The sequence below is a fragment of the Duganella sp. GW821-FHT01E12 genome (assembly GCF_059422325.1).
In genome coordinates this window covers 365,300-381,979 of the sequence record NZ_JBWKWR010000004.1, presented here as the reverse complement: position 1 = coordinate 381,979, position 16,680 = coordinate 365,300, and the positions used below count along the sequence as shown (strand labels likewise).

The following is a 16,680-nucleotide window of genomic DNA, read 5'->3' as shown; positions in this document are numbered from 1 at the left end:
TGGAGGCTTCACGCAGGACGCTGCGATCACGAAGGTAAAAATTGAACGACCAAGCCGCACCGTCACAAGCCAACTACTTCCTCCGGCACTGGCGGGGCGAACTCACCCTCCCCGTCTCTTATTGGCTCAACGGCTCGCTGCTCCTCACCGGCGCCACGCTGCTTTCCTCGGCCATCCTCGCGGCCATGGGCAATGCGTCGCTGCAGTCCATCGCGATCGCCAGCATCGTCCAGCATCTGTTTGCGCTGTCGTTATGGGTGTGGTCCTCGGTCGGGATCTGGCGCTCCGCCGGCAGGCACGCCACGCGCGGGGGCTCCAGGGGCTGGGCGATCGCGGCGCGCGTCGTGGTCGTACTCGGCACCATCGCCACCGTCTCAAGGCTGTTCGGCTCCATCGCCCCGCAGCTGCACGAACTCGGGCTGATCGCGACAGGCCAGGACCCGCTTGGCGTCATCCAGGTCAGTGCTTCGCCCGACGGCAAGGCGATCATCCTGCAGGGCACCTTGGGAGAAGGCTCCGCCGCCGTCGCGATCAAGGCCATGGACGCCGCACCGAACGCCAAAATCCTCGTGCTCAATTCGAACGGCGGCAGGTTGCGCGAAGCGCGATTGCTGATGGAGGCGGTCGGCGAACGGCACCTGAACACCTACGTCGAGAACCGCTGCGTCAGCGCCTGCACCTATATTTTCCTGGCCGGCCAGGACCGCGCGGCGACACCGAACGCGCAGATCGGCTTTCACCAGCCCAGCTTTGCGGGCGGCGATCCGCAGGCACAGACGCTCGCCACCGAAGCGATGACCGCGGTCTACCGCAAGGCGGGGCTGCCCGAGGACTTCCTGCGCCACATCGCGCGCACGCCGGCCGAAAGCATGTGGTATCCGAGCCGCGACGAAATGATCGCCGCCAACGTCCTGACCCGCGTGTCGCTGGGCGGCGAAGGCGGCTACGCGCTGGCCGGCCTGAAGACCAGGGCCGAGCTGCTGCTGACATTGAAGGAGATGCCGCTGCTGCAGGCATACGACCGTCGTTTCCCGGGCATCCTCAACGAGATGGCCGACAAGGCCTGGGCCGTCAAGACAGCCGGCGGCACCGACAAGGACATACAGAACGCCACGCGGGCGGTGGCGTCGCAAACCATCCCGCGCCTGCTGCAAAGCGCGGACGACACCACCCTGCTCGATTTCGGGAAGCTGATGCTCGATGAATTGAACGCCGCGCGCGACGTCAGCGATGAGGCCTGCGCGCGTCTGCTGAACGGCAAGCTCGATATCACGGCGACGCTGCCGGCCGCCGTGATCGCGCACGAAAAATCGTTCCTGATGAATGCCCTGTCCGCGCCGCCCGGCACGCAGGCCGGCAAGCCGGTTTCCGCCGAGGCGCGCCAGGTGCTGGCCGGCGTCGCGTCCCGATTGACGCCGGAACAGCTCAAGGTCATGTCGGATATCGAGGCCCACAAAGACCAGGCCACGGTTTACTGCGACGCGGTGCAGTCGCTGAACCGCGGCGTGATGTCGCTGCCGCCGGCGCAGCGCGCGATGGCCCTGCAAGCCATGTATCAGGACACTACGCCGCGCTGACCAGGCGCCGCTGCAGACGCTCCAGTGCGCGCATGAACAGCGCCGGCTCGCCGGCGGCGCGCGCCAGCACCAGCGCGCCCTGGATGGCGCCGACCGTGTCTTCCGCCAGCGCCTGCGCGGTGTCGGCGTCGCGGCCGGCGCGCTCCAGCGCATCGGCCAGCGCGGCCACCCACTCGGCAAAGTAGCCCTGCACCTTGAGGGTGAAGCGGTCGCGCTCATGCCCCAGCGCGAACACCCCCACCAGGCACACCTTGCGGCCCGACTCGAAGTAACGGCCGACCGCGACGAACATCCGCTCTATCCCCTGCGCCGCGTTGTCGGCGGTGCGCAGCGGCTGGAACACCTGATCGCGGAACCAGCCGTCGATCTCGGCCAGCACGGCGTCCGCCATCTCGTCTTTACCGCCGGGGAAAAAGTTATAGATGCTGCCCTTGCCAAGCTTGGTGCCCTCGGAAATACGGGTCAGGCTTGCGCCCTCGAAGCCGTAAGTCCGGAACACTTCCGCCAGCAGCGGGATCACATCGCCGCGTTCAACCGTCGTTCTTGCCATAGCTGCTTTCTTAAAAAACGCCCATTCAGAATCCGAACTCGCTCAAGCCCGGATGGTCTGCCGGACGCGGGCCGTTCAGGTCCCAATGGAACTTGCGGTCGGCCGCCGCGATCGGCGCTTCGTTGATGCTGGCCAGGCGGTGGCGCATCAAGCCGTCTTCGGCAAATTCCCAGTTCTCGTTGCCGTAGGCGCGATACCACTGGCCGGAATCGTCATGGTATTCGTACGCGAAGCGAACTGCAATGCGGTTGCCCTCATACGCCCACAATTCCTTGATCAGGCGGTATTCGAGTTCGCGCGTCCATTTGCGCGTCAGCAGGCCGACGATGGCGGCGCGGCCGGTGACGAATTCGGCGCGGTTGCGCCAGCGGCAGTCCTCGGTGTAGGCCAGCGAGACCTTTTCCGGGTTGCGCGTGTTCCAGCCGTCTTCTGCCAGGCGGACCTTCAGGACTGCGGTTTCAAGGGTGAACGGAGGGAGGGGTGGACGTGTCATTTTGATTACCTTTTCATGTAGTTTGTACCGAACGGTACAAACGAAGTGTAGTCCCCGCCCTCAACGATTGCAAGCGGATTTTCCGGAGCACCTCTTTGTCGTGGGCCGGTCATAAAATAGGGTTAGCATAACTGCATTCCAATTTGATAATGGAGCAGATCATGCGCATTCCCACCCTGCTGGCCCTGGCGTTGAGCGCTGCGGCGCTCGTCCCGGCCCACGCGGCCGATAGCTGGAAACTCGCCGGCGTCGACAACTTCTACATGCACACGCCGACGCCCGATTCCTTCACCGGCCTGTATCGCAGCCAGGGCATGGCCACCGACGGCAAGCAATGGTTCTTCTCGTGGCAGTACGGCCTGGAACGCGCCAACGACAACTTCGACTCCCTGCAGCGCAATTCCTCGCTCACGCTGGCCGGGGGCCTCAAGCCCGGCATCCCGGCCGCGCTGCTGGCGCAGGGCCTGAACCACATCGGCGATATCGACTACCACAATGGCATCATCTACGCCTCGCTCGATTCCACCGCCGGCTACACCAAGCCGCACGTGGCGCTGTTCAACGCCTCGGACCTGAGCTACACCGGCCAGACCTATGAACTGGGCGGCACGCCGGCCAATCCGAACAAGGACCTGGCCAGCTGGGTCGCGGTGGACGCCAAACACGGCGTCGGCTACGGCAAGGAGTGGCAGAACGGGAATACCATCAACGTCTACAACCTGGGCGACTGGAGCTTCAGCCACACGATCACGCTGGACGCCCCGCTGTCGCGCATCCAGGGCGCCAAGGTGATCGGCGACTGGCTGTACATGGCCTCGGACAACGACACGCAGTCGATCTACCGCAGCAACCTGCTGACCGGCGCGGTGGAGGAAGTGCTGCGCCTGCCGCAGCCCCTGGGCGATCTGGAAATGGAAGGACTGGCGCTGCGCGAAGGCGCCAACGGTGCGCTGGACATGTACATCGAACAGGTGGTCGACCCGGACCACAGCGACCAGTCGCTGACCAATCCCAACCTGCACCTGGCGCTGTATCACTACCAGCTGGCGCCCGTGCCGGAACCTGCCACCTACGCGATGCTGCTGACCGGCGCCGGCCTGCTGGCCATGCGCCGCCGGCGCGCGCAGCAGGTTTAGGCGAACAACTCCCGGCCCAACTGCCGGCCGCTATCGGTCAGCAGCACGGTGCCGGCGACGCCGCCCTCCTCCAGCTCCACCTCGACCCAGCCGGCATCGGCCAACAGCGTGAGCTGGCGGCGCAGCACCGACATCGGGCGCTCCGATTGCTTGCTCAATTTGGCCAGCGTGCAGGGCTTGTCCGGCCACTCCGCATTGATGCGCCACAGCGCCTCCAGCACGCCGACCAGCGCGGCCATCACCTCTTCATCCATACGACACACCCGTCAAGCGCAAAGGCGCAATTCTGCACTATACTCCGCTCAACAAGATAGACTGGATCAAGGCATGCAAAAGACGAAACCCGAAGGACGCATCGAACGCTATCAACACGCAGCCGCAGGCTGGGGCGCGGTGAAACAGGTGGCGATCAACCTGGTGCGCGAGAAGGTCGCCGGCGGCAATTACAAAACACTGCTCAAGCAAAACCAGCCGGACGGTTTCGACTGTCCCGGCTGCGCCTGGCCGGATCGCGAACACGCCTCCACCTTCGAGTTCTGCGAGAACGGCGTCAAGGCCGTGGCGGCCGAAGCCACCAGCAAGCGCGTGCGGCCCGACTTCTTCGCCGCCCACACCGTCACCGAACTGCTGGCGCAATCGGACTACCAGCTCGAACAGCACGGCCGCCTGACCGACCCGATGGTCTACGACAGCGCCAGCGACAAATACCTGCCCATCGACTGGGACGACGCCTTCGCGCTGATCGCCCGCCACCTGCGCGCCCTGCCCGATCCGAACCAGGCCACGTTCTACGTCTCCGGCCGCACCGGCAACGAGGCGGCCTTCCTGTTCCAGCTGTTCGTGCGCATGTACGGCACCAACAACTTCCCCGACTGCTCGAACATGTGCCACGAGCCGACCAGCCGCGGCCTGCCGGGCACCGTCGGCGTCGGCAAGGGCACGGTCACGCTGGAGGATTTCGAGCACGCCGACACGCTGCTGATCTTCGGCCAGAATCCGGCCACCAACCACCCGCGCATGCTGGGCGAGCTGCGCGACTGCGCCAGGCGCGGCGCCACCATCGTCTCCATCAACCCGCTGCGAGAGCGCGGGCTGGAACGCTTCACCAGCCCCTCGCATCCGGTGGAAATGCTGACCAATTCCAGCACCGACATCAGCAGCATGTTCGTGCAGCCCAGGCTGGGCGGCGACTTCGCGCTGATCAAGGCGATCGCCAAGCGCCTGGTGGAACGCGACGACGCGGCGCTGGCCGCCGGCCAGGCCAGCCTGCTGGACCGCGACTTCATCGCCGCCCACACCAGCGGCTACGAGGCCTTCGAGCAGGACCTGCGCGCCCAGGACTGGGGCCAGCTGCTGGCCGAATCGGGCGTGCCGCGCGCGCAGATCGAGGCGCTGACGGAGGTCTACATCCAGGGTAAAAAAGTTATCAGTACCTGGGGCATGGGCCTGACCCAGCACAAGGGCGCGGTGGCGACGATCCAGATGCTGTCCAACCTGATGATGATGCGCGGGAATATCGGCCGCCTCGGCGCCGGTCTGTGCCCGGTGCGCGGCCACTCCAACGTGCAGGGCGACCGCACCATGGGCATCGAGGAGAAGCCGGCCAAGGCCTTCCTCGACCGCATGCGGCAGGTGTTCGGCTTCGAGCCGCCGCGCGCGCACGGCTACGACACGGTGGAGAGCATCCAGGCCATGCTGGACGGGAAGGTCAAAGTCTTCTTCGGCATGGGCGGCAACTTCGCCATGGCCACGCCGGACACGCCGCTCACCTTCGACGCCCTGCGCGCCTGCGAGCTGACGGTGCACGTGGCCACCAAGCTCAATCGCAGCCATCTGGTGCACGGCAAGGACGCGCTGATCCTGCCGACGCTGGGCCGCACCGAGATCGACATGCAGGCCGGAGTGCCGCAGGGCGTGACGGTGGAGGATTCGATGAGCATGGTCCACCTGTCCTACGGCATGAACACGCCGGCCTCCAACAACCTGCTGTCCGAGACCATGATCACGGCCCGCATGGCGCACGCCACGCTGGGCAGCGGCAAGGTGGACTGGATCGGCTACGGCAGCGACTACGCCCGCATCCGCGACGCCATCGAAAAAGTGTTCGACGACTTCCACGACTTCAACGCGCGCGTGGCCAAGCCGGGCGGCTTCCACCTGCGCGTGGCCTCGCGCGAGCGCGAGTGGCGCACCGCCAGCGGCAAGGCGCAGTTCGTGCCGCACGCGGTCGACACCGACACGCCCATCCACCGCGCCCGCGCGCTGCACGGCGAGCGCCTGATGACGCTGATGACGGCGCGTTCGCACGACCAGTACAACACCACCATCTACGGCATGGACGACCGCTATCGCGGGGTGTTCGGCCTGCGCCGCGTGGTGTTCATCCACCGCGACGACCTGGCGATGCTGGGCATGCGCAACGGCCAGTGGGTGGACCTGGTCAGCGTGTGGGACGACGGCGTGGAGCGCCGCGCCGAGCGTTTCCTGCTGGTGGAATACGACATCCCGCGCGGCTGCCTGGGTTCCTACTTCCCGGAGACGAACGGCTTGGTCCCGCTGCACAGCACCGCCGACGGCGCCGGCACGCCGACCTCGAAATCGATTCCGGTTCTGCTGCAGCTGTCGGCCGAGCAATCGTCAGCCGAATAACCACCCAAGCGATTAGCGATACGCCTGGCCGTGCGGGGTAAAAGCTAGGTATATTCGACGCAACCGTCCTGGCGGCAGAAGCTCACCAGCTTCACGCCCGCTTCGACGGCGACATCGATCGCCAGCGTGCTGGGAGCGGAGATGGTGGCCAGCATCGGGATGTGCATGCGCGCAGCCTTGCGCACCAGTTCATAACTGGCCCGGCTGGACATGAAGACGAAACCGCGCCGCATGTCCACGCCGTCGCGCGCCAGGTGGCCAATCAGCTTGTCGAGCGCGTTGTGGCGGCCCACGTCCTCGCACACCCGCAGCACGGCGCCGGCGGCGTCGCACCACGCGGCGGCATGCACGCCGCCGGTGGCCTGCATCAGCTCCTGGTGCTTGCCCAGTTCCGCCGCCGCGCGGGCGATGGCGGGCGGCAGCGCATCCGCATCGTGCAGCGCCGCCGCGCCGATGGGCGCCGGCTGCAGATCGAGCTGCGCCAGGCTCTCGACGCCGCACACGCCGCAACCGCTGCGCCCCGCCATCGAGCGGCGCTGCTGCTTGAGCTGCATGAATTCTTCCTGGGCGATGGTGAGCGCGACCTCGAAGCTGCGCGCATGTTCGCGCAGCTCGATATCGAAGACGTCGGCGGCCTTGCCGACCAGGCCCTCGGTGAGCGCGAAGCCGAGCGCGAACGCTTCCAGCTCGCGCGGCGTGACCATCATGACGGCATGCGAGATGCCATTGAAGACCAGCGCCACCGGCATTTCCTCGGCGACGCGGTCGGTGCCGCGGGCGGCGTCCTGCGGCGCCGTGCCGCGCCGGCGCAACACGGCGCGCTCCTGCAATCCAGACCGTTCCGCCTCTGTTTCAAACTTCATCCCAGCCCCGCTGAATAAGCACAACGGCTTATTCTACACGGGGTGGGAGCACATCACGCAGCGAGCTGTTCGCCGGCCACGCCGTAGTGGCGGGCGTAGCGGCCGTCCAGGTTCGCCAGCGGCAGCAGCAGGAACAGGTCGGCGCTTTCGAAATCAGGATCCCAGGCCGGTTCGCCGCAGATCCAGGCGCCCGAACGCATATAGCCCTTCAACAGCGGCGGCACTTGCGGCTTCTGCGCCGCTTCCAGCTTCGAGAACGGGAACGGCAGGTGCGGGGTGACGCGGTATTCGGACGGGGCCAGGTGGGCGCCGGCCAGCGACTGGTAGACCGCGACCGCATTGTGGCCGCCATCGGCCAGGCTGATACTGGCGCAGCCGGCCAGGTAGTCGCAGTTCTCGCGGCGCATGTATTCGGCCAGGCCGGACCACAGCAGCATGATGACGCTGCCGCCACGGTAGTCGGGATGGATGCAGGCGCGGCCAGCTTCCACCATGCGGCCACGCAGATTGTTCAGGCGGCCCAGATCGAACTCGCCCTCGGAGTAGACGCGGCCCAGCTTGCGGGCGCGCGCGGCGCTCAGCAGGCGGTAGGTGCCCACCACCTTGAGCGTGCTGGTATCGCGCACGATCAGGTGATCGCAGTGCTCGTCGAATTCGTCGCTGTCCAGGCCATCCTCGCGGACCAGCGAACTCAATCCCATCGTTTCGATGAACACCTTGTAGCGCAAGCGCTGCACTTCGCGCAGCTCTTCCGGTGTGCTTGCCATACTGAGTACCAGCTTACCGGACGCTGCTCGGACGTCGGCTTGTATGATCGAAGTTTGCATGCTTCATCCTTTCTGTGGGAGACGAAGCAAGCGTAACGGTCGAATACTTCAGGAAAATGACAAGGTGGTGTCAGTTCCGTGACATGGGCCGAAGTGTTGTTTTTTATTTAGGCTTTCTTTGGGCGGCCGGTCTTCAGTTGCGGCAGGCCGGACAACACATTTTGCAGGGTAGCAAGATCGATCTGGCTGATCAGGGCCACGCCGATGCGCAGCAGTTCGCTCTTTTTGATCTCGAAACCGGCTTTCAGGCAGGCTTTCTTGACCTGGCCGAGCACCGCGTATTCCGCTTCCGGCATGGTGAAGCTGTCGCGCACCAGTTTTTCCTTACGGGTTTTGTCCTTGGCTGCGTCCAGCGGGGCCGGCTTGGCGACGACCGCCTTCGGCGCTGCCTTGACGACGGCTTTAGCTGCAGGCTTGGCGGCGGCCTTAGGGGCTGCCTTTGCTGCGGCCTTAGGTGCGGCCTTGGGTGCTGCCTTAGGTGCTGCCTTAGCTGCCGCCTTGGGCGCGGCTTTCGGCGCGGCCTTAACGGCCGGCTTGGCGACGGCTTTCGGCGCGGCCGGCTTGGCTGCGGCCTTGGTCGCCGCAGGCTTGACGGCGGCCTTGACCACCGGCTTGGCGGCAGCCTTGCTTGCGGGTTTCACGGCCGGTTTTTTCGGCAGCGCTGGGGCTTTTCCATTCAGGAGGCCATTGACAGTTTTGTTCATACCAACTCCATTTTTTATTCAACAATATAAACAATATATATCATTTATGATGTTTTTGCTTGTCTTAACGCAAATGCAAGGCGACACGGGCAAACAAAACATCGGGATTGACGGGCTTGCGCAGGAAATCCACAGCGCCCAGGCTGAGGCCCATGGCCTCGTCCTCGGCCAGGCTTTTGGCGGTCAGGAACAGCACCGGGATGGCGCTGCTGCGGGCATCGGCCTTCAGGCGGCGGCAGGTCTCGAAGCCGTCCATGTCCGGCATCATGATGTCGAGCAGAATCAGGTCCACCGGCGAGGCGGCGACGATCTGCAGCGCCGTCGCGCCGCTGGTGGCGACCTTGGTGTTGTACTTGTCCTTCAGCAGATTGGCCAGCAGCGTGATATTGTCGGGCGTGTCGTCGACGATCAGTATCGTGGGCCGGTTGGCTTTGACGTTCATGAGTCCTCCTGTTCCTGTGCGACCGCCGCCAGCAGCTTCCCGGCGGCCTCGAATTCATAGTGCGCCATGTGATTGGCCAGGCGGGTCATCGCCGCCGCCGGCAGCAGCGTCGCCAGCGAGGCGCGCACGCTGCCGAAATAATCCACGCTGTCGCCGCTGAACTCCGCCAGCAGCGCGCGCAACTCCGTCATCGCCTGGCGGGCGTCGACCAGGCCGGAATCGGCGCGCGGCGGCACCGGCGGCAGCGCCTTCATCGACAATCCCAGCCAGCGCGACAGCGCCCCGTACAGGCGCTGCGGATCGACCGGCTTGGTGATGTAGTCCTGCATGCCCTCGTCCATGCACTGCGCCTGCACGCCGGCCAGCGCGTGCGAGGTCACCGCGATCACCGGCAGTTCGTTGAAGCGGGCGTCCTGGCGCAGCAGGCGCGTGGCCTCGTGGCCGTCCATCAGCGGCATGCCCAGGTCCATCAGCACCAGGTCGTAGACGTCCGGGCCGGCGGCCTGCAGCAAGTCCAGCGCCTCGCGGCCGTTGCCCGCCACGTCGACCTCGATGCCCTGCAGCTCCAGCAGCTCCACCATCACGTCCTGGTTGTCCGCGCTGTCCTCGGCCAGCAGCACGCGCGCCGCGCGGCGCGGCGAGGCAAGCAGCGTCAGGTCGCCCACCGGCCCCTGATGCACCGCCGCCTGCACCGACACCGCCGCCGCGTCGGACAGCGGGAAGCGCAGCTCGAAATGGAAGGTCGAGCCAAAGTCCGGCTCACTCTCGACGTCGATGCGCCCGCCCATCAGCCGCACCAGCTGCTGCGAGATCGACAGCCCCAGGCCGGTGCCGCCGTAGTGCCGCGTGGTCGAGCCGTTGGCCTGGCTGAAGGCGCGGAACAGCTTGGCCTTCTGCTGCTGCGTCATGCCGATGCCGGTGTCGCGCACCGAGAAGCGCAGCGTGGCCTGGCCGTCCGCCGCGGCGTCCGCGCCCAGCTCGCAGCGCAGTTCCAGCTCGCCCTCGGCGGTAAACTTGACCGCGTTGTTGACCAGGTTGACCAGCACCTGCCCCAGTCGCAGCGGATCGCCCACCAGGTAGCGCGGCACGCCGGGCGCGGTCGAGACCAGGTAGCGCAGGCGCTTGTCCTCGGCGCGCTGCGCGGTCACGCTGGAGACGTGGGCCAGCACGTCCTCCAGCGCGAACGGGATGGCTTCCACGTCCAGCCGCCCGGCCTCGATCTTCGAGAAATCCAGGATGTCGTTGATGATCCCCAGCAGCGACAAGGCGGCGCGGTGGATCTTGCTGATGTAGTCGAACTGCCTGGGCGTCATCTCGGTGCGCAGCGCCAGGTAGGCCATGCCGATCACGGCGCTCATCGGCGTGCGGATCTCGTGGCTCATATTGGCCAGGAACTCGGACTTGGCGACGTTGGCCGCTTCCGCCGCGATGTTGGCGTTGACCAGCTTCTGTTCGCGCTCGCGCCGGTCGCTGATGTCGCGGATGAAGGCGCAGAATTCGAAGCTATCCTGCCCTTCCGACTTGACCTGGGTGATGGCCAGCTCGATCGGGAACTCGCTGCCGTCGCGGCGCAGCCCCACCACTTCGATGCGCGCGTCGAGCACCTTGGCGGGGCCGCTGCCGGCCATGTAGCGCTGCATGCCGCGCCGGTGGTCGTAGCGGTAGCGCGCCGGGATGATGGTCTTGTCCAGCGCCAGCCCCAGCGCCTCGTCGCGGTTCCAGCCGAAGATGCGCTCGGCCTGCGCGTTCCAGCCGACGATGCGGCCGGCCAGGTCCATGCGCACCACCGCGTCGAGCGCCGTGTCCAGGATGGTTTGCAGCTTGGCCTGGCTGTCGCCCAGCTGCCGCATGGAGCTGGTCAACTCGCCGGTGCGGGCGGCGATGCGCAGTTCCAGCTCGCCGTTCAACTCGCGCAGCTCGGATTCGGCGTCGCGCAGGCGCGTGAGCGTGTCGCGGAAGCGCAGCACGGCGCCGGACAGGCGGCCCACCTGGTCCTCGCGGTCGATGCCGGACAGCTTGATGTCGGTCTCGCCGCGCGTCAGCTTCTCAAGGCCGGACTGGATGTCGGCGAACGGCCGCGCGGCGCGCCGCCCCACCACGAAGATCGACAGCACGATGCCCAGCGCCAGCAGCAAATTGGCCGCCACCGTGTTGAACAGCTGGCGCCGCAGGTCCTGGTCGATCTGCTGGCGCGAGAAGGCCAGCTCGATGGAGCCGACCGCATAGCTGCGCCGCACGTCGGTGAAGCGGATGTCGCGGTGAACCTTGATCGCCGCCACCGGCTCGCGCAGCGGCGAGACGTAGCTGGCCAGTTCCGCGCCGTTGGGCGCCAGCACGCGCAGCACCAGCACTTCCGGCGTGGCGCCCGACGCGTCCACCACGCTGGAGACGGCCGCGCTGTTGATGTCGAACAGCGGCCGCGCCAGCGCCTGCGACAGCACGGCCGTCAGCCGCTCGGCGCGTTCGCGCAGGTTTTGTTCGGCCTCGCTTTTGAGCGCCTGCAGCACGTAGGTGGTGTAGATGGCGGTGGACAGCGCCACCGAGACGAAGATGCCGAACCCCAGCCGCAGCAGGATGTTGCGGCGCCATGCGCCGCGCAGGCGCGCCAGCGGGCCGCCGCCGCTCAATGGCGGGCCGCGCGTATCAATGACGGACTCCTTCGGCCGCTTCCAGTTTGCGGTAGGCCGCGCTGTTGCGGGCTTCCTCGATGGCGTGCCAGATGCGTTCCGCCAGTTGCGGGCGCGCCGCCAGCATGCCGTGCGAGAGGATCAGGAAGTACGGCTTTTCGATGATGGGGATGGGCAGCTCCTCCAGCTGCGGCGCCAGCGGGCCGTGCATCAAGCCGTTGGCGTCGCTGCCGCCGATGGCCGCCGCCGCCACGCGGCCGGCGATCAGCTTGCGCGCCAGTTCGTCGGCGCGCTGGCTGCCCTCGTCCACCTCCACGTTCTGCGCGCGCAGCACGTCGCCCACCGAATATCCGAGCTGGAAGCCGATGGCGCCGTCGAGGTTGTGGAAGCTCTTGCCGTCCCATTCCACCTTGCTGCCTTTTCTGCGCACCACCACGTAGCTATCGATGTGCATGCGTTTGCCGGCGTCGATCTGCAGGCCGCCGGGATATTCGCCCAGCTCGCGCCGGTCAGGCTTGTAGCTGACGGCGAAGGCGCCGTCGACGGCATTGGCTTTGAGCTCGGCCAGGCAGCGCTTCCACGGGATGCTCTGGTAGTCGAAGCGGATGTCGAGCCGCTGCTCGACCATCTTCAGCAGCGCGAAATTGAGGCCGCCGCCCTGCCTGGTGCGCCACGGCAGCACGTCCTGCTGCTCGAAGCACAGGGCGACCGTCTCCTTCGCGCCGGCCGCGTGGGCGGCGGGCGACAGCAACGACAACGCCAACAGCGCGCCGGAGCAGCTGCGATGTATGCCGTCCTTGCTCATAGACCTCCCTGGCGATCAGCCGATAGTGCGTATGCTGAAGTCTACCCCAACTTCATCCCACTGCTCCTGCTCCTTCTCCAGCCAATAGGACAGGGTCGGATGGTCGCCTATCCATTCGCGGCGGATTTCCAGTTCGATGCGGCTCTTCATGCGCAGCTTGATGAGGGTGAAGTCGATGTCCAGGCGCGAGTGCATGAACAGCACCGCCAGCCGCAGCGCCACCACCGCCCTGGTGAAGTCCGGCTCCGCCAGCGCGTCGACCACCTTGCGCAGATTGCCCTTGTGGGCGGCGATCAGCCGGGCCATGGTCTTCTGCTCGCGCGAGGTGAAGCCCGGCAGGTCGGCGTTCTCGATCATGTAGGCGGCGTGCTTGTGGTAGCCGGTGTGCGACACCACCATGCCCATCTCGTGCAGCAGGGCGCTCCAGTACAGGTGGCGGGTGTACTGGTCGCTGGCCGGCTTGGTCTGCGCGTACAGCGCCAGCGCGTCGTCGGCCACGCGGTTGGCGCGCCGTTCGTCGCAGTGGAACTTGAGCAGGCAGGCCTGCACCGACTGCTCGCGGCGGTCACGCTTGGTCGAGCGCAGATGCAGGTCCCACATCACGCCCATGCGCAGGCCGGCCTCGATCGGCTGCACCACCGGGATATCGAGCTCGCGCACCAGGCCGATCAGGATGGCCAGGCCGCCGATGATGGTGGCGGCGCGGTCGGGGCGCAGGCCGGCCATCTCGATCCGGCTGACGTGGCCGAATTCGATGAAGCGCTGTTTGAGGGCGCTGAGGGTTTCGGCGTTGACTTCGCGGCCGATGCCGTTCTTGACGATGATGTCGGCGATGGTGCGGGCGGTGCCGGAGGAGCCGTAGCACTGCTTCCAGAACTGCGGGTGATATGGCGGCGCGGCGTCCTCGAAATGGCTGCGCGCCGACAGGATGGCCGCCTCGAACGAGGGCGCGTCGACCCGGCCGCCGATGAAGAACGACAGGCTTTGCTTGACCGTGCCGACGCTGAACGATTCGACCTGCTCGATTTCCTGGCCGCGCCCCAGTATCAGTTCGGTGGAGCCGCCGCCGATGTCGATCACCAGCCGGCGCTCGCCCGGCAGCGCCAGCGCGTTGGCCACGCCCATGTAGATCAGGCGCCCCTCCTCCTCGCCGGAGATGATCTCGATCGGGTAGCCGATGGCCAGTTCGGCCTCGGGCAGGAAGGCGGCCGAATTGCGCGCCACGCGCATGGCCGACGTGGCCACCACGCGCACGCCGTCGAGGCGGTAGGCGGCCAGCACGGCGCGGAAGTTTTTCAGGCAGGCCAGCGCGGTCTGCATGGCGGCGGGGGTCAGGTTGCCCTGCTCGTCCAGCCCTGCGGCCAGGCGGATCGGCTCGCGCACGGACTTCAGGACGCGGATCGCCTCCCCGTCATGCTTGCCGATGTGGAGGCGAAAACTGTTGGAACCCAGATCTACTGCAGCGTACATATTTGGAAGCCTCTCTCGGCACACGGCAACGAAGGCTCGCGGGTGAATCAAACTAAACGATTTACATGATTATAATCACGATAAGCGCAGTTTGTTACCGGCTGATGACAGCGGTGTGGCAAATCAGGCGGGCAGCGTGCCGGCCTGCGCCTCGGCCACGCGGTTGCGGCCGGCCTGCTTGGCCGCCTGCAGCGCCTCGTCGGCGCGCTTGAACAGGCTGACGGTGGTGTCGTCGGCGCGGATGGTGGTCACGCCCAGGCTGGCGGTCATGTTGATGACGGCCTTCCCGGCCTTGACCGGCAGCGCGGCGACCGCGTTGCGGATACGCTCGGCCACCATCAGCGCGTCCTCCTGCGAGGTGCGCGGCAGCTGGATGGCGAATTCGGCGCCGCCCAGGCGGCCCATCAGGTCGCTGTCGCGCAGCTGTTTTTTGCAGACGTCGACCATGGCCTTGAGCACCTGGTCGCCCACCGGATGGCCGTAGCTGTCGTTGACGCGCTTGAAGTGGTCGAGGTTGAGGATGATCAGCGCGGTCGGCAGGCCGGGACGGCGCGCCAGCGCGATCCACGGCGTCAGCGTCTGGTAGAAGCCGCGCCGGTTGGGTACGTCGGTCAGCGCGTCCACCACCTCCAGCCGGGCCAGCTCGGCCTGCTGCTGCTCGCGGCCCAGCAGCAGCCAGGCGAAGGCGCTGTTGATCATCATCAGGTACAGCGCGCCTATGCCCACGCCCTGGACGATGGCCGGGCTGACCCAGCCCCAGCCGTCCGGCAGCAGCACGGTCAGCAGGCCGCGCGCCATCACGGCCAGCGCCAGCAGCAGCGAGGACAGCACCAGGTAGCGCCGCAGCAGCGTGCCGGCGCGCCAGCCGCGGCCCAGCGCGGCGGCGCCGGCCAGGCAGAACAGGCCGATCGCCAGCGAGCCGATGGCGATGCGGTCGGCGGCCGGCAGTTCCAGCAGCCAGGCGCCGGTGAACACGCCGATGGCCGCGCCCAGCGCCGGCAGCAGGTAGCGCCGCCACACGCGGCGGCCGGCCTGCTCCCACAGCGCGCAGGCGTCCAGCGCGAAGCCGGCGAACAGCAGGCCGTTGGCGACGGGGATGGTGAGGAAGTCCGGCAGCGTGCCGCGCAGGTACAGCAGCGCCCAGGCCACGGCCTGGCACTGCTTGGCCATGCCCCAGCTGGAACTGGCCGGCGCCAGGCCGGCGCGGCGGCGCTCTTGCTCATAAAAGAACAGCGCCGCGCACAGGCTCAGATTGCCCAGCGCCAGCGCCAGTACCAGGGTTTTTATATCCATGACCTGCGGCGGGTCAGACCTCGTGCTCGACGTTGGTGCTGCCGTCGCCCATCTTGCTGGCCCAGGCCTGGGCGAAATACGCTTTTTCGTCGTCGGTCGGCGCGTCGTGCCAGAACACGATCAGCGTGCCCTTGTGGTCGTGCAGCTGGCTGACCTTCTCGATAAAGGACTGCTTGCCGGCCATGTCGGCCAGCGCCACCACGTAGCCGTAGACCCGGGTCAGGCGCTCCAGGCGGTCTGGCTCGGTGAAGCTGTTGGTGGCGGTAAGCGTAGGGTGGTCTAAAAACATCGTGTCGGTCTCCAAGGGGGGCGCCGGAAGGGGCTGGCCTGTGCTATCGCCAATGTACCTACAATTGTTGCGTCTGTAAATGCAATGTGGCTTACTGGCCGGCATGCTACTATAAAACGCCCCGGTAAATCCACAATACGCCCTTGACCCAGTCCTCCCACCGGCCGCGCGTGCACACGCGCGGCGACAAACGTTCGCTGGAATTCCAGCCCGGCATGATCCAGAGCGAGATGCGGCTGTCGCGGCCGGACGACCTGGTGCTCAGCTATGCGCGCGCCATGATGTGCTTCGTGCTGTTCCATCCGCGCCCCGAGCACATCGTCATGGTCGGGCTGGGCGGCGGCTCGCTGGCCAAGTTCTGTTACCGCTACCTGCCGCACAGCCGCATCACCGTGCTGGAGCTGCGCGCCGACGTGATCGCGCTGCGCGAGCAGTTCGCCATCCCGCGCGACAATGCGCGCTTCCGCATCATCCAGGCCGACGCGGCCGCCTACATGGCCAACTTCAGCGGCGCGGCCGACGTGCTGCTGGTGGACGGCTTCGACGCCGACGGCCTGCCGCCGGCGCTGGGCAGCGCCGCCTTCTACGCCGACTGCCGGCGCGCGCTGCGGCCCGGCGGCGTGATGGTGGCCAATATCTTCAGCTACGACCCGCAGTACGGCCCCATGCTGCGGCGCCTGCGCGAGACCTTCCAGGGCCGCATCTGCTGGTTCCGCGGCATCGCCGGCAACAACCGCATCCTGTTCGCGGTCAAGGGCGGCAAGCCGTCGCCGGCGCTGGCCATGCAGCGCAAGGTGGCGCGCAGCCACGGCCTGGGCTTCGCCCTGCTCAACCGCCTGCTGGCGCACTGGATCGTGCTGCGCCTGCGCTGGAACCTGGCGCGCACAGAAGCGGGCTAGGCCGAAAGCGTGGCTTGCATAAGACAATCCGGGGGCCAAATGGCTGTCCCCGGGGC

16 protein-coding genes are annotated in these 16,680 nt (G+C 66.8%); 4 read left to right on the top strand and 12 right to left on the bottom strand.

Annotated features, from left to right (window positions below; all coding sequences use genetic code 11):
• Positions 1-41 precede the first annotated feature (41 nt).
• Complete coding sequence (locus AC07WS_RS15045) at positions 42-1,577, top strand: COG3904 family protein (RefSeq protein WP_494729861.1); 1,536 nt, start codon at positions 42-44, stop codon at positions 1,575-1,577.
• On the opposite strand, the gene AC07WS_RS15040 is transcribed toward AC07WS_RS15045, so the two are convergent.
• Both AC07WS_RS15040 and AC07WS_RS15035 read right to left on the bottom strand, forming a co-directional pair.
• Positions 1,564-2,127, bottom strand: coding sequence for a TetR/AcrR family transcriptional regulator (locus AC07WS_RS15040; RefSeq protein WP_494729860.1), 564 nt, complete (start codon positions 2,125-2,127; stop codon positions 1,564-1,566). The two genes, AC07WS_RS15045 and AC07WS_RS15040, sit on opposite strands and share 14 nt — an antisense overlap.
• A 25-nt stretch (positions 2,128-2,152) precedes the next feature.
• Positions 2,153-2,620, bottom strand: a complete 468-nt coding sequence (locus AC07WS_RS15035) for a nuclear transport factor 2 family protein (RefSeq protein WP_494729859.1) — start codon at positions 2,618-2,620, stop codon at positions 2,153-2,155.
• 161 nt (positions 2,621-2,781) lie between these two features.
• Here AC07WS_RS15035 and AC07WS_RS15030 point away from each other — a divergent pair, with 161 nt between their 5' ends.
• Positions 2,782-3,756 (top strand): PEP-CTERM sorting domain-containing protein, encoded by a 975-nt coding sequence (locus AC07WS_RS15030; protein WP_494729858.1) that lies wholly within the window; start codon positions 2,782-2,784, stop codon positions 3,754-3,756.
• On the opposite strand, the gene AC07WS_RS15025 is transcribed toward AC07WS_RS15030, so the two are convergent.
• Entirely contained in the window at positions 3,753-4,010 is a 258-nt protein-coding gene (locus tag AC07WS_RS15025) for an ArsR family transcriptional regulator (RefSeq protein WP_494729857.1), read from the bottom strand. The genes AC07WS_RS15030 and AC07WS_RS15025 overlap by 4 nt on opposite strands.
• A 73-nt stretch (positions 4,011-4,083) precedes the next feature.
• Here AC07WS_RS15025 and AC07WS_RS15020 point away from each other — a divergent pair, with 73 nt between their 5' ends.
• Complete coding sequence (locus AC07WS_RS15020; protein WP_494729856.1) at positions 4,084-6,405, top strand: FdhF/YdeP family oxidoreductase; 2,322 nt, start codon at positions 4,084-4,086, stop codon at positions 6,403-6,405.
• 44 nt (positions 6,406-6,449) lie between these two features.
• On the opposite strand, the gene fdhD is transcribed toward AC07WS_RS15020, so the two are convergent.
• From fdhD to AC07WS_RS14975, 9 genes are all read right to left on the bottom strand, one after another.
• Entirely contained in the window at positions 6,450-7,268 is an 819-nt protein-coding gene (gene fdhD / locus AC07WS_RS15015; RefSeq protein WP_494729855.1) for a formate dehydrogenase accessory sulfurtransferase FdhD, read from the bottom strand.
• 53 nt (positions 7,269-7,321) lie between these two features.
• Positions 7,322-8,095, bottom strand: a complete 774-nt coding sequence (locus tag AC07WS_RS15010) for a GNAT family N-acetyltransferase (RefSeq protein ID WP_494729854.1) — start codon at positions 8,093-8,095, stop codon at positions 7,322-7,324.
• 107 nt (positions 8,096-8,202) lie between these two features.
• Complete coding sequence (locus AC07WS_RS15005; protein ID WP_494729853.1) at positions 8,203-8,736, bottom strand: hypothetical protein; 534 nt, start codon at positions 8,734-8,736, stop codon at positions 8,203-8,205.
• Between the two features lie 127 nt (positions 8,737-8,863).
• Complete coding sequence (locus AC07WS_RS15000) at positions 8,864-9,241, bottom strand: response regulator (RefSeq protein ID WP_494729852.1); 378 nt, start codon at positions 9,239-9,241, stop codon at positions 8,864-8,866.
• Positions 9,238-11,868, bottom strand: coding sequence for an ATP-binding protein (locus AC07WS_RS14995; protein WP_494729851.1), 2,631 nt, complete (start codon positions 11,866-11,868; stop codon positions 9,238-9,240). The genes AC07WS_RS15000 and AC07WS_RS14995 overlap by 4 nt, the downstream gene beginning before the upstream one ends.
• 16 nt (positions 11,869-11,884) lie before the next feature.
• A complete protein-coding gene (locus AC07WS_RS14990; protein ID WP_494729850.1) occupies positions 11,885-12,673 on the bottom strand; it encodes a substrate-binding periplasmic protein in 789 nt (262 codons plus the stop codon).
• Between the two features lie 15 nt (positions 12,674-12,688).
• Positions 12,689-14,143, bottom strand: coding sequence for a Ppx/GppA phosphatase family protein (locus tag AC07WS_RS14985; protein WP_494729849.1), 1,455 nt, complete (start codon positions 14,141-14,143; stop codon positions 12,689-12,691).
• Between the two features lie 123 nt (positions 14,144-14,266).
• Positions 14,267-15,436 carry a GGDEF domain-containing protein gene (locus AC07WS_RS14980; RefSeq protein ID WP_494729848.1) on the bottom strand — a complete coding sequence of 390 codons (1,170 nt, stop codon included), beginning with the start codon at positions 15,434-15,436 and terminating at the stop codon, positions 14,267-14,269.
• A 13-nt stretch (positions 15,437-15,449) separates the two neighbouring features.
• Entirely contained in the window at positions 15,450-15,725 is a 276-nt protein-coding gene (locus AC07WS_RS14975; protein ID WP_494729847.1) for a hypothetical protein, read from the bottom strand.
• Between the two features lie 143 nt (positions 15,726-15,868).
• On the opposite strand from AC07WS_RS14975, the gene AC07WS_RS14970 reads away from it, so the two are divergent.
• On the top strand, positions 15,869-16,624 hold the full coding sequence (locus AC07WS_RS14970; protein ID WP_494729846.1) for a spermine/spermidine synthase domain-containing protein: 756 nt from the start codon (positions 15,869-15,871) through the stop codon (positions 16,622-16,624).
• The last annotated feature ends 56 nt before the right edge of the window (positions 16,625-16,680 follow it).

What these genes read in the sequence shown, in the direction of transcription:
- AC07WS_RS15020 (WP_494729856.1), top strand. Translation starts at nt 4,084, where the DNA reads ATGCAAAAGACGAAACCCGAAGGACGCATCGAACGCTATCAACACGCA.
- AC07WS_RS14990 (WP_494729850.1), bottom strand. Translation starts at nt 12,673, where the DNA reads ATGAGCAAGGACGGCATACATCGCAGCTGCTCCGGCGCGCTGTTGGCG.
- AC07WS_RS15025 (WP_494729857.1), bottom strand. Translation starts at nt 4,010, where the DNA reads ATGGATGAAGAGGTGATGGCCGCGCTGGTCGGCGTGCTGGAGGCGCTG.
- AC07WS_RS14980 (WP_494729848.1), bottom strand. Translation starts at nt 15,436, where the DNA reads ATGGATATAAAAACCCTGGTACTGGCGCTGGCGCTGGGCAATCTGAGC.
- AC07WS_RS15030 (WP_494729858.1), top strand. Translation starts at nt 2,782, where the DNA reads ATGCGCATTCCCACCCTGCTGGCCCTGGCGTTGAGCGCTGCGGCGCTC.
- AC07WS_RS14975 (WP_494729847.1), bottom strand. Translation starts at nt 15,725, where the DNA reads ATGTTTTTAGACCACCCTACGCTTACCGCCACCAACAGCTTCACCGAG.
- AC07WS_RS15000 (WP_494729852.1), bottom strand. Translation starts at nt 9,241, where the DNA reads ATGAACGTCAAAGCCAACCGGCCCACGATACTGATCGTCGACGACACG.
- AC07WS_RS15010 (WP_494729854.1), bottom strand. Translation starts at nt 8,095, where the DNA reads ATGCAAACTTCGATCATACAAGCCGACGTCCGAGCAGCGTCCGGTAAG.
- AC07WS_RS14985 (WP_494729849.1), bottom strand. Translation starts at nt 14,143, where the DNA reads ATGTACGCTGCAGTAGATCTGGGTTCCAACAGTTTTCGCCTCCACATC.
- AC07WS_RS15040 (WP_494729860.1), bottom strand. Translation starts at nt 2,127, where the DNA reads ATGGCAAGAACGACGGTTGAACGCGGCGATGTGATCCCGCTGCTGGCG.
- fdhD (WP_494729855.1), bottom strand. Translation starts at nt 7,268, where the DNA reads ATGAAGTTTGAAACAGAGGCGGAACGGTCTGGATTGCAGGAGCGCGCC.
- AC07WS_RS15035 (WP_494729859.1), bottom strand. Translation starts at nt 2,620, where the DNA reads ATGACACGTCCACCCCTCCCTCCGTTCACCCTTGAAACCGCAGTCCTG.